This is a genomic window from Kitasatospora sp. NPDC056531 (assembly GCF_042794375.1).
GTDB lineage: Bacteria > Actinomycetota > Actinomycetes > Streptomycetales > Streptomycetaceae > Kitasatospora.
The window spans coordinates 23,900-35,906 of record NZ_JBHTTU010000020.1; the positions used below are offsets into that span (position 1 = coordinate 23,900).

General features: G+C 71.6%; 9 protein-coding genes. 8 read left to right on the forward strand and 1 reads right to left on the reverse strand.

The genetic code is table 11. The annotated features are described in order from the left end of the window. Window positions 1-4: 4 nt before the first annotated feature. The 3 genes from ACFQ87_RS19085 to ACFQ87_RS19095 are packed head-to-tail and all read left to right on the forward strand — an operon-like array spanning window position 5 to window position 5,321. Window positions 5-1,399: a lysine N(6)-hydroxylase/L-ornithine N(5)-oxygenase family protein gene (locus tag ACFQ87_RS19085; protein WP_380611940.1), complete on the forward strand. Its 1,395-nt coding sequence runs from the start codon at window positions 5-7 to the stop codon at window positions 1,397-1,399. Next, complete coding sequence (locus tag ACFQ87_RS19090) at window positions 1,377-3,200, forward strand: IucA/IucC family protein (protein ID WP_380611941.1); 1,824 nt, start codon at window positions 1,377-1,379, stop codon at window positions 3,198-3,200. The genes ACFQ87_RS19085 and ACFQ87_RS19090 overlap by 23 nt, the downstream gene beginning before the upstream one ends. Window positions 3,201-3,212: 12 nt before the next feature. Continuing rightward, window positions 3,213-5,321 (forward strand): ATP-dependent DNA helicase, encoded by a 2,109-nt coding sequence (locus ACFQ87_RS19095; protein WP_380611942.1) that lies wholly within the window; start codon window positions 3,213-3,215, stop codon window positions 5,319-5,321. 90 nt (window positions 5,322-5,411) lie between these two features. On the opposite strand, the gene lexA is transcribed toward ACFQ87_RS19095, so the two are convergent. Beyond that, entirely contained in the window at window positions 5,412-6,197 is a 786-nt protein-coding gene (lexA, locus tag ACFQ87_RS19100) for a transcriptional repressor LexA (RefSeq protein ID WP_380612007.1), read from the reverse strand. Between the two features lie 438 nt (window positions 6,198-6,635). Here lexA and nrdR point away from each other — a divergent pair, with 438 nt between their 5' ends. The 5 genes from nrdR to ACFQ87_RS19125 all read left to right on the forward strand — a co-directional run bounded on the left by nrdR (window position 6,636) and on the right by ACFQ87_RS19125 (window position 11,997). Further along, window positions 6,636-7,133, forward strand: a complete 498-nt coding sequence (gene nrdR, locus ACFQ87_RS19105) for a transcriptional regulator NrdR (RefSeq protein WP_380611943.1) — start codon at window positions 6,636-6,638, stop codon at window positions 7,131-7,133. Between the two features lie 204 nt (window positions 7,134-7,337). Beyond that, on the forward strand, window positions 7,338-10,211 hold the full coding sequence (locus ACFQ87_RS19110) for a vitamin B12-dependent ribonucleotide reductase (protein WP_380611944.1): 2,874 nt from the start codon (window positions 7,338-7,340) through the stop codon (window positions 10,209-10,211). A gap of 159 nt (window positions 10,212-10,370) precedes the next feature. Next, on the forward strand, window positions 10,371-11,132 hold the full coding sequence (locus ACFQ87_RS19115) for an SDR family oxidoreductase (protein WP_380611945.1): 762 nt from the start codon (window positions 10,371-10,373) through the stop codon (window positions 11,130-11,132). 58 nt (window positions 11,133-11,190) lie between these two features. Then, entirely contained in the window at window positions 11,191-11,427 is a 237-nt protein-coding gene (locus ACFQ87_RS19120) for an RNA polymerase subunit sigma-70 (protein ID WP_380611946.1), read from the forward strand. 3 nt (window positions 11,428-11,430) lie between these two features. Beyond that, window positions 11,431-11,997 carry a Clp protease N-terminal domain-containing protein gene (locus ACFQ87_RS19125; protein WP_380611947.1) on the forward strand — a complete coding sequence of 189 codons (567 nt, stop codon included), beginning with the start codon at window positions 11,431-11,433 and terminating at the stop codon, window positions 11,995-11,997. Window positions 11,998-12,007 lie beyond the last annotated feature (10 nt).

Genomic DNA, 12,007 nt, shown 5'->3' on the forward strand with positions numbered 1-12,007 from the left:
CCCTGTGGACACCTCGACACCCCCGCCCTACGACCTGCTCGGCGTCGGCATCGGCCCGTTCAACCTCTCGCTCGCCGCCCTCGCCGAACCCGTACCCGGCCTGCGCACGCTTTTCTGCGACCAGCGCCCGGAGTTCCGCTGGCACCACGGGATGCTGGTGGACGGGGCCCGGATGCAGGTGCCCTTCCTCGCCGACTTGGTCTCCCTGGTCGACCCGACCAACCCGTGGTCCTTCCTCAACTACCTGCGCGCCCAGGACCGGCTGTTCCCGTTCTACTTCGCCGAGCGCTTCCAGCTGCCCCGCCGCGAGTACGACCACTACTGCCGCTGGGCCGCCGAGCGGCTGGCCAACTGCCGCTTCGGCACCGAGGTCACCGCACTGCACTGGGAGGATCCCTGCTTCCGGGTCGAGTTGACCGACACCGCGACCGGCCGGCGCTCCGCCGTACGGGCCCGCAACCTCGCGCTCGGCGTCGGCACCCGGCCCGTACTGCCCGAGGCCTTCGCGGGGCTGGCCGGCCGGCCGACGGCCTTCCACTCCGCCGAGTACCTCGACCGCCGCGCCGACCTGGCCGGCGCCCGGGACATCACCGTGGTCGGCAGCGGGCAGTCCGGCGCCGAGGTCTTCCTCGACCTGCTCCGCCGCCACGAGGACGACGGCGTCCGGCTGCGCTGGCTCACCCGCACCCGGGCGCTCGCTCCCATGGAGTACTCCAAGCTCGGACTGGAGCACTTCACCCCCGACTACACCCGCTACTTCCACGGCCTGCCCGGGCCCGTGCGGGACGCCCTGGTCACCGCCCAGTGGCAGCTGCACAAGGCCGCCAGCGCCGAGACCCTCGCCGAGATCCACGACCACCTCTACGAGCGCACCATCGGTCGCCCGATCGACGCCGCCCCGGTCGAGATCACCCCCGGCACCGCCGTCACCGACGCCCGCCCAGGCCCCTGCGGCGGCCTCGAACTGAACTGCCGGCACACCGACTCCGGCACCGAGCACCTGCTGCGCACCGACGCGGTGGTCCTCGCCACCGGCTACCGCGCCGCCCGACCGGCCGCGCTCGAACCGCTCGCCCACCTGATCGACTGGGACGGGACCGGGCGCTACCGGGTCGACCTCGACCACCGGGTCGCCACCCGGCCCGAGCTCACCGGCGGCCTCTACGTCCAGAACGCCGAACTGCACACCCACGGCGTCGGCACCCCCGACCTGGGCCTCGGCGCCCACCGCGCCGCCGTCATCCTCAACGCCGTCACCGGTCGCACCCTCCACCGACTGCCCGACCGCACCGCCTGGACCGGCTTCGCGCCACCCGCCCCCGCCGGTCGCGCCGCACAGCCCAACCCCGTCGTCCCCCGTCCCCAGGAGCTGACCCGTGCCGCAACCGTCGGCCGCTGAACCGCCGCTCTACCTGCCCCCGCACCTCACCGCCGGGCACTGGCAGCGGGCCGGCCGCGCCCTGCTGGCCAAGATGTTCGGCGAGTTCGCCTACGAGGAACTGCTCACGCCCGTCCCCGGGTCCCTCGACGGCGAGTACCTGCTGAAGCTGCCCGAGGCCGAGTACCGCTTCACCGCCCGCCGCGGCGCCTACGGCAGCTGGCAGGTCGACCCGGAGTCCATCCGGTGCTCCCGCCAGGACGGCCTGGACCCGCTGCGCTTCCTCCCGTACGCCTGGCAGACCCTCGGGATGCGCGGCGAGACCACCGCCCACCTGATCCGCGAACTCTCCGCCACCCTGACCGCCGACGCCCGACAGCTCGCCACCGCGCTCACCGCCGCCGAACTCGCCGAGCTCGACCACCCGGCGCTGGAGGGGCGGCAGGGCGGCCACCCGTGGATCGTCCCCAACAAGGGCCGGATCGGCTTCTCCGGCGCCGACACCGCCCGCTGGGCCCCGGAGGCCCGCAGCCCGCGCCCGCTGCCCTGGATCGCCGTCCACCGCCGGCTCGCCCAGTACCGCGGCGTGCCCGGCCTGGAACATCCCGAGCAGCTGTACGCCCGCGAGCTGGACGACCCGGACGCGCTGCGCGCCCCGCTCGGCGCGGACGCCGACGACTACCTGCTGCTGCCCGTCCACCCCTGGCAGTGGGACGAGACGGTCCTGCCGCTGTTCGCGCCCTGGATCGCCTCCGGCGAGATCGTCCCGCTGCCCTCCGACGGCGACCCACGGCTGCCCCAGCAGTCCATCCGCTCCTTCTTCAACACCGCCCACCCCGAGCGCTGCACCGTCAAGCTGCCGCTGTCCATCCTCAACACCCTGGTCTGGCGCGGCCTGCCGGTCGAGCGCACCCTCGCCGCGCCCGCCGTCACCGCGTGGCTGCACGGGCTGCGCGAGGCCGACCCGTACCTGCGGGACGAGTGCCGGGTGATCCTGCTCGGCGAGATCGCCTCCGTCACCGTCGACCACCCGGTCTACCGGGAGATGCCCGAATCGCCGTACCAGTACAAGGAGCTGCTGGGCGCGATCTGGCGCGAACCGCTCGGCCCCTTCCTCGCCGGGGACGAGCGCGCCCGCACCCTGGCCGCGCTGCTGCAGACCGGCTCGGACGGGCGGGCGCTGGCCGCCGAGCTGATCGCCCGCTCCGGTCTCACCCCCGCCGAGTGGACCGGCCGGCTGTTCGCCGCGATGCTGCCGCCGCTGCTGCACTTCCTCTACCGCTACGGGCTGGTCTTCTCCCCGCACGGCGAGAACGCCATCGTGGTCTTCGACGACCGCGGCACCCCGACCCGGCTCGCGGTCAAGGACTTCGTCGACGACGTCAACCTCAGCGACCAGGACCTGCCCGAGCTGCGCGACCTGCCGGCCGAGGTCGCCGACGTGCTGCTGCGGGACAGCCCGCAGGGGCTCTGCCAGTTCATCCACTCCGGGCTGTTCATCGGCGTCTTCCGCTACCTCGCCCCGCTGCTGGAGGCGCAGACCGGACTGCCCGAGACCGAGTTCTGGGCCCTGCTGCGCGCCGAGATCCACCGCTACCAGGACCGCTTCCCCGAGCTGCGCGAGCGCTTCGAGCTGTTCGACCTGTTCCGGCCCCGGATCACCCGGCTCTGCCTCAACCGCAACCGGCTGTTGCTGGACGGCTACCAGGACCGCCCGTACCGCCCGCACGCGGCCCGGCACGGGACGGTGCCGAACGCGCTGGTCGCCGTGGACGTGCGCCTTCCGGCTGGGCGGGACCGGATTGTCACCCCCGCCCCGTAGGGTGGAAGGGCCATGACGAACGACTCCGAACCCCTGCCCGCGACGGACCTCGGCGACGAGGCCGAGGAAGCCGTCGCCGTCCCGCGCTCGCGGATCCCCGAACTGCTGCACGCCGCGGTGGCGGCCGTCGGCGGCGTGGAGCGCCCCGGCCAGATGCGGATGGCCGAGGCCGTCGCCGACGCCGTCGACCACAGCGAGCACCTGCTCGTCCAGGCCGGCACCGGCACCGGGAAGTCCCTGGCCTACCTGGTGCCGGCGCTCGCCCACGGGGACCGCGTGGTGGTCGCCACCGCCACCCTGGCGCTGCAACGCCAGCTGGTGGAGCGGGACTTGCCGCGCACGGTCGACGCGCTGCACCCGGTGCTGCGCCGCCGCCCGCTGTTCGCGATGCTCAAGGGCCGCTCCAACTACCTGTGCCTGCACCGGGCCAACGAGGGCACCCCGAGCGACGAGGGCGAGGGCCTGTTCGACCCGGTGGACGCGCTCGGCGGGCCGACCGGCAAGCTCGGGCAGGAGGTGCTGCGGCTGCGGGAGTGGGCGGACGAGACCGAGACCGGGGACCGCGACGATCTCAGCCCCGGTGTCTCGGACAAGGCCTGGGCCCAGCTGTCGGTCACCTCCAAGGAGTGCCTGGGCGCGACCCGCTGCGCGTACGGGCAGGAGTGCTTCGCGGAGAAGGCGCGGGAGCGGGCCAAGCTGGCGGACGTCGTGGTCACCAACCACGCGATGCTCGCGATCGACGCGATCGAGGGCGCGCCGGTGCTGCCCGAGCACGGGCTGCTGATCGTGGACGAGGCGCACGAGCTGGTCAACCGGGTCACCGGCGCGGCCACCGCCGAGCTGACCGTCGGCGCGGTCAACCGGGCGGTGAAGCGGGCGGCCCGGCTGGCCAACGAGAAGGCCGTGGACGCGCTGCAGGCCGCCGCCGAGAACTACCACGGCCTGATGGAGACCGCCCAGCCGGGCCGGGTGGAGGAACTGCCCGAGTACCTGGCGTACGCGGTCACCGCGATCCGGGACGCCGCTCGGCAGGTGATCACCTCGCTCGGAGAGACCCGGGACAAGGGGCTCAGCGACGAGGACGCGGTCCGCAAGCAGGCGATGGCCTCGGCCGAGACGCTCCACGAGACGGCCGACCGGCTGCTGGAGGACTCCGAGTACGACGTGGTCTGGATCGAGCGCAGCGACCGCTACGGGCTGGGCACCGCCTCGCTCCGGGTCGCCCCGCTCAGCGTCTCCGGACTGCTGCGCGAGGGGCTGTACAAGGAGCGCTCGGTCGTCCTCACCTCGGCCACGCTCAAGCTCGGCGGGGACTTCAACGGTGTGGCCGGCTCGCTCGGCCTGCCCAAGGAGACCCGACTGCCGGACGAGCGCACGCCCGGCGACAACCCGGAGCCCGGCTTCGGGGAGGACGCCGTCCCGCACTGGCGGGGCATCGACGTCGGCTCGCCGTTCAAGTACCCCAAGCAGGGCATCCTGTACGTCGCCAAGCATCTCGCGGACCCCGGGCGCGACCCCGAACGCCCGGACATGCTGGACGAGTTGGCCGAGCTGATCGGCGCGGCCGGCGGCCGGACGCTAGGCCTGTTCTCCTCGATGCGCGGCGCCCAGACGGCCGCGGAGGCGCTGCGGGAGCGGCTCGACAACCGGATCCTGCTCCAGGGGGAGGACACCCTGGGCGAGTTGATCCGCGAGTTCGCCTCGGACGCGACCACCTGTCTGTTCGGCACCCTCTCGCTCTGGCAGGGCGTGGACGTGCCCGGCTCGGCCTGCCAGCTGGTCGTGATGGACCGGATCCCCTTCCCGCGACCGGACGACCCGCTGATGAGCGCCCGACAGAAGGACGTCGAACAGCACGGCGGGAACGGGTTCATGGCGGTCGCGGCGACGCACGCGGCGCTGCTGATGGCACAGGGCGCCGGTCGGCTGGTGCGGGCGGCGGACGACCGGGGCGTGGTGGCGGTGCTCGACCCGCGGGTGGAGACCAAGCGGTACGGGGGCTTCTTCCGGTCCTCGATGCCGGAGTTCTGGTACACCACGGACCGCAACCAGGTGCGCCGCTCGCTGGCGGCGATCGACGCCTCGGCGGCGCCGGTGCGGCCGGTGGTCAAGCGGGGCTGAGGGCCGCTGCCGCCGCGTTCACCCGCCATCGACGGAGGGGCTCCCCGCTGACGCGGTGGAGCCCCTTCCCATTCCGTGCCCGGGGGCGCGTCAGAGGCGGCGCAGGACCGCGACGACCTTGCCCAGGATGGTCGCGTTGTCGCCGTTGATCGGCTCGTACGCCGGGTTGTGCGGCATCAGCCAGATGCGCCCGTCCTCGCGCTTGAGCCGCTTCACGGTGGCCTCGCCGTCGATCATCGCGGCCACGATGTCGCCGTTCTCGGCGACCGGCTGGCGGCGGACGGTGACCCAGTCGCCGTCGCAGATGGCCGCCTCGATCATCGAGTCGCCGCGCACGGTGAGCGCGAACAGCTCGCCCTCGCCGACCAGCTGGCGGGGCAGCGGGAAGACGTCCTCGACCGTCTGCTCGGCCAGGATCGGACCGCCGGCGGCGATCCGGCCGACCAGTGGCACGTAGGAGGTGGACGGGCGGCCGGCCGTCTCGGCGGTGTTGGGGCGGGCCACCTCGACGCCGCGGACCTCGTAGGCGCGCGGGCGGTGCGGGTCCCGGCGGAGGAAGCCCTTGCGCTCCAGGGCCATCAGCTGGTGGGCCACGGAGGAGGTGCTGGACAGGCCGACGGCCTGGCCGATCTCGCGCATGGACGGCGGGTAGCCGCGGCGCTGGACGGAGTCGCGGATGACCTCGATCACCCGGCGCTGGCGCTCGGTGAGTCCGGCCTCGTCGGTGCGGATGCCGGGGGGGCGGCCGGGCATCGCGCGGGCGGGGGAGGAGTGGGTGTCGTCCATGGCTGGGGAGTGTTCGATCGGCTGGTCGGGAACGCGGCTCACGGTGGAAAGGGCCGCGCCGGAAGGGCGGTGGTCTTCGCTACGGTCCATGCTGATGTCCACACTCTGCTGATTCGTGGTGCGCTGCCCCACCTTGAACTGGGAGTGTTCCTGCACCGGGATGGTGTTGGTTTCGATGGTGTTCACGGCGGCCCCTCTCGACGGCTGTCCTCTCCCTTTTCCAGCCCAACGCACCTCCTATCGAAAGGTTGCGCCAAACACACGTTCGAGTGAATTATTCGGGAGTTGGCTGACTCGATCAAGGCTTTGTTGTACATCGAGTAAATGTTCGACCGGATGTCGACTCCGGAAGTCTAATCGGCGCCGACACGCCAGGGGTGTCACTTCCCTCTGAGGCCTACATGTAGTGGCTAGAGTCCTCTCCGTGCCCAGTACTAGTGGTCGCGTCGCATGATCAGCTTGCCGAGGCCGGGGGCGCATCGCTTAGACTCGACAAGTCCGCACGTCCTGCCAGGGAGGGATCCCCAGGTGCACTGCCCCTTCTGCCGGCACTCCGACAGCCGCGTCGTCGACAGTCGGACCACCGAGGACGGCAGCTGCATCCGCCGTCGTCGTCAGTGCCCGGACTGTGGCCGCCGTTTCACCACCGTGGAGACGGCCGCGCTCATGGTCATCAAGCGCAGCGGCGTCACCGAGCCGTTCTCCCGGCAGAAGGTCATCACCGGTGTCCGCAAGGCCTGCCAGGGCCGCCCGGTCACCGAGGACGCCCTCGCCCAGCTCGGCCAGCGGGTCGAGGAGTGCGTGCGCGCCAGCGGCAACGCCGAGCTGACCACCCACGACGTCGGGCTGGCCATACTCGGCCCGCTCAAGGAACTCGACGTGGTCGCCTACCTGCGCTTCGCCAGCGTGTACCAGGCGTACGACGGACTCGAAGACTTCGAGGCCGCCATCGCGGAACTCCGCGCCGAGCGGCCCGTCCCCGAGGCGGACGGCACCCCCGTGCCCGTTCCCGCCACCGCGCCCTAGGCGGCGCCGGGCCCCACGAGGGCCCTCCAGCCAGCACCACATGGCCCCACGGGGCCCACGCGTGCCCGAAAACGGGGCACAGAACACTACAAACCGTGCGTAAGCGGGCGAGGTCTTCGCCTGCCCGCACACCGGAAGAACGAACCAGCGGTGCCCGGATTTTTCGGGGCACTTCGGGCGTTTGCCCAGGAGGAGGAGCGAGAAGTGACAGACACCACGAGCGGTTCCGCACGCGGGTCGAAGTCCGAGAAGGCCGTGGCCAAGGGCGCCAAGGCCCCGAAGGGCGGTCTCCGGATGGAGCGCATCTACACCACCCCTGGCGTGCACCCGTATGACGAGGTCCGCTGGGAGCGGCGCGACGTCGTCATGACCAACTGGCGCGACGGCTCGATCAACTTCGAGCAGCGTGGTGTCGAGTTCCCCGACTTCTGGTCGGTCAACGCCGTCAACATCGTCACGTCCAAGTACTTCCGCGGCGCCGTCGGCACCCCGCAGCGCGAGTGGAGCCTCAAGCAGATCATCGACCGCGTGGTCCTCACCTACCGCGCGGCCGGCGAGAAGCACGGCTACTTCGCCACCAAGGACGACGCCGACGTCTTCGAGCACGAGCTGACCCACGCCCTCCTCCACCAGGTGTTCAGCTTCAACTCGCCGGTCTGGTTCAACGTCGGCACCAAGCAGCCCCAGCAGGTCAGCGCCTGCTTCATCCTGTCCGTCGACGACTCCATGGAGTCGATCCTCGACTGGTACAAGGAAGAGGGCATGATCTTCAAGGGCGGCTCCGGTGCCGGCCTCAACCTCTCCCGCATCCGCTCCTCCAAGGAACTGCTCTCCTCCGGCGGCAACGCCTCCGGCCCGGTCTCCTTCATGCGCGGCGCCGACGCCTCGGCCGGCACCATCAAGTCCGGTGGCGCCACCCGCCGCGCGGCCAAGATGGTCGTGCTGGACGTCGACCACCCGGACGTCGAGGCCTTCATCGAGACCAAGGTGAAGGAGGAGGAGAAGATCCGCGCCCTGCGTGACGCGGGCTTCGACATGGACCTCGGCGGCGACGACATCGCGTCCGTCCAGTACCAGAACGCCAACAACTCGGTCCGCGTCAACGACGAATTCATGACCGCCGTCGAGAACGGCACCGAATTCGGCCTGCGCGCCCGGATGACCGGCGAGGTCATCGAGACCGTCGACGCCAAGAAGCTGTTCCGCAAGATGGCCGAGGCCGCCTGGGCCTGCGCCGACCCCGGAATCCAGTACGACACGACCATCAACCGCTGGCACACCTGCCCGGAGTCCGGCCGCATCAACGCGTCCAACCCGTGCTCGGAGTACATGCACCTGGACAACTCCAGCTGCAACCTCGCCTCGCTGAACCTGATGAAGTTCCTGCGCGACGACGACTCGTTCGACGCCCAGACCTTCGCCAAGGTCGTCGAGCTGGTCATCACCGCGATGGACATCTCCATCTGCTTCGCCGACTTCCCGACCGAGAAGATCGGCGAGACCACCCGCGCCTACCGCCAGCTCGGCATCGGCTACGCCAACCTCGGCGCCCTGCTGATGGCCACCGGCCACGCCTACGACAGCGAGGGCGGCCGCGCCCTGGCCGGCGCCATCACCTCGCTGATGACCGGCACCGCCTACCGCCGCGGCGCCGAACTCGCCGGCGTGGTCGGCCCGTACGACGGCTACGCCCGCAACTCGGCCGCCCACCAGCAGGTCATGAAGCAGCACGCCGACGCCTCGCTGGACGCCGTCTCCTTCGACGACCTGGACGCGCCGGTCTGGCTCGCGGCCAACAAGTCCTGGCAGGACGTGCTGCGCATCGGCGCGCAGAACGGTTTCCGCAACGCCCAGGCCTCGGTGCTCGCCCCGACCGGCACCATCGGCCTGATGATGGACTGCGACACCACCGGCGTCGAGCCCGACCTCGCTCTGGTCAAGTTCAAGAAGCTGGTCGGCGGCGGCTCGATGCAGATCGTCAACGGCACCGTCCCGCGCGCCCTCAAGCGCCTCGGCTACCAGGACGAGCAGATCGAGGCGATCGTCGCCCACATCGCCGAGCACGGCAACGTGGTGGACGCGCCGGGCCTGAAGACCGAGCACTACGAGGTGTTCGACTGCGCGATGGGTGAGCGCTCCATCTCGCCGATGGGGCACGTGCGGATGATGTCGGCGATCCAGCCGTGGATCTCCGGCGCCATCTCCAAGACGGTCAACATGCCGGCCAGCGCGACCGTCGAGGACGTCGAGGAGATCTACTTCGAGGCGTGGAAGATGGGCGTCAAGGCGCTCGCCATCTACCGCGAAAACTCGAAGGTCGGCCAGCCGCTCTCGGCCAAGAAGAAGGACTCGGAGGCCAAGGCCGAGGAGACCCCGGCCGCCGTGGTCGAGAAGGTCGTCGAGTACCGCCCGGTCCGCAAGCGCCTGCCCAAGGGCCGCCCGGGCATCACCACCTCCTTCACGGTCGGTGGCGCCGAGGGTTACATGACCGCCAACTCCTACCCGGACGACGGCCTCGGCGAGGTCTTCCTGAAGATGTCCAAGCAGGGTTCGACCCTCGCGGGCATGATGGACGCCTTCTCCATCGCCGTCTCGGTCGGCCTGCAGTACGGCGTGCCGCTGGAGACCTACGTCTCGAAGTTCACCAACATGCGCTTCGAGCCGGCCGGTCTGACCGACGACCCGGACGTGCGGATGGCGCAGTCGATCGTCGACTACATCTTCCGCCGCCTGGCGCTGGACTTCCTGCCGTTCGAGACCCGCTCGGCGCTCGGCATCCACTCCGTCGAGGAGCGCACGCGCCACCTGGAGACGGGCTCCTACGAGCCGCTGGAGGCCGAGGAGCTCGACACCGAGTCGCTGGCCCAGTCCGCCCCGGTGGCCGCCGCCAAGCCGGTCCCGGTCGTCGAGGCGCCCAAGGCGGCCCCGAAGCAGGCCCACAACTCCACGGAGCTGATGGAGATCCAGCTCGGCCTCAACGCCGACGCGCCGCTCTGCTTCTCCTGCGGCACCAAGATGCGTCGCGCCGGCAGCTGCTACCTCTGCGAGGGCTGCGGCTCCACCAGCGGCTGCAGCTGACGATCCCGGTGTTCACCTCGGTGAGGTGAACCGCTGAAGCGGGGCGAGGACTTCACGGTCCTCGCCCCGCTTTTCGCGTTCCAGGGATGCCGATGTCACGGATGCGGGCGGTGTCCGGTCCGTAGGGGGTGACGGCTTTTCCCCGAGAGGAGTGGTGTGGTGACGGGGACGGTGCTGGTGACCGGGGCGACAGGGACGTTGGGGCGGGAGGTGGTGCGGCTGCTGGTGGCGCGCGGGGTGGCGGTGCGGGGGTTGAGCCGACGGGCGCGGGGCGGGGGTGACGGGGTCGAGTGGGTGGTCGGGGACCTGGTGACCGGGGCCGGGATCGCGGAGGCGGTCGCCGGGGTCGAGACGGTGGTGGACTGCGCGACCACGCAGGGGAAGCAGGACGTGGCCGGGGTGGAGCGGCTGGTGTCGGAGGCCGGGCGGGCCGGGGTGCGGCACCTGGTGTATGTGTCGATCGTGGGGATCGACCGGGTGCCGATCGCGTACTACAAGGCGAAGCTCGCCTGTGAGCGGGCGGTGCGGGAGTCGGGGCTGGGGTGGACGGTGCTGCGGGCGACGCAGTTCCACGACCTGCTGTTCAAGGTCTTCGGGGTGAGCGCGAAGCTGCCGGTGTTCCCGGTGGTGACCGGCGCCCGGATCCAGCCGGTGGACGTCCGGGAGGTGGCGGCGCACGTCGCGCAGCTGGTGGGGGCGGAGCCGACCGGGTTCGCGCCGGAGGTGGGCGGGCCTCAGACGCGGTCGTACCGGGAGCTGGCCGAGGCGTACCTGCGGGCGGCGGGCCGTCGGCGGGTGCTGCTGCCGCTGCGGGTGCCGGGGGCGGTGGGACGGGCATTGCGGGCGGGCGGGCTCACGGTGCCGGAGCGGGCGGTGGGGCGCGGGACCTTCGAGGAGGCGTTGGCGCGGCGGTTCGGGTGAGTTCCGCAGTCGTCAACCAGGGTTGACATTTTCGAGGCTGTCAACCAAAGTTGACGGCATGAGCGAGAGCGGAGAGCTCGCGGCCGCCGCGAGCAGTCGTGACCCCGCCGTGGGGCTCCGGGCGGTCCGCGCCCTGCGTGATCTGGCGGACCGCCTGGAGTCCCTGCAGGTGGGTAACGCCCGGTCGCAAGGCTGGTCCTGGCAGGACATCGCGGTCTGCCTCGGGGTGACCAGGCAGGCGGTGCACAAGAAGTACGCGAAGCGCGCTACCCGGGGCGACCAGGACGGAGGCTGAGCGATGTTCGAGCGTTTCACCGACACGGCGCGGCAGGTGGTGGTCACCGCGCAGCAGGAGGCGAGGGGGCTGCGGCACGGCTACGTCGGGACGGAGCACCTGCTGCTGGCGATCCTGGCGCGGCCGGAGGACCCGGCGGTCGCCGTGCTCACCGAGGCCGGGCTGGACCACGGCACTGCCCTGCGGGCGGTGCGCCGGCTGCTGGGGGAGGGTGACCAGGCGCGGGTGCTCGCCTCGATCGGGGTGGACCTGGATTCGGTGCGGGAGGCGGTCGAGTCGGTCTTCGGCGAGGGCGCGCTGGACGCCCCGCCCGAGGCGGAGCCCAAGCGCCGGGGCTGGTTCCGCTCCGGCGGCGCCACGGGCGGGCACGTCCCGTTCGCGGCCCGGGCGAAGAAGGCCCTGGAACTGTCCCTGCGCGAGTCGCTGCGGATGAAGTCGGGGGAGATCGCGGTGGGGCACCTGCTGCTCGGGGTGCTGCGCGAGGGGGAGGGGCTCGGGGCGCGGGTGATCACCGACCACGGACTCGACCCGGCGGCGGTGCGGCGGGCGGTGGAGGCCAAACTGGCCTGAGTCCGGCCCC

Coding starts and splice junctions, on each gene's coding strand:
- ACFQ87_RS19095 (WP_380611942.1), top strand. CDS start 3,213: ATGACGAACGACTCCGAACCCCTGCCCGCGACGGACCTCGGCGACGAG.
- lexA (WP_380612007.1), bottom strand. CDS start 6,197: ATGGACCGTAGCGAAGACCACCGCCCTTCCGGCGCGGCCCTTTCCACC.
- ACFQ87_RS19120 (WP_380611946.1), top strand. CDS start 11,191: ATGAGCGAGAGCGGAGAGCTCGCGGCCGCCGCGAGCAGTCGTGACCCC.
- ACFQ87_RS19125 (WP_380611947.1), top strand. CDS start 11,431: ATGTTCGAGCGTTTCACCGACACGGCGCGGCAGGTGGTGGTCACCGCG.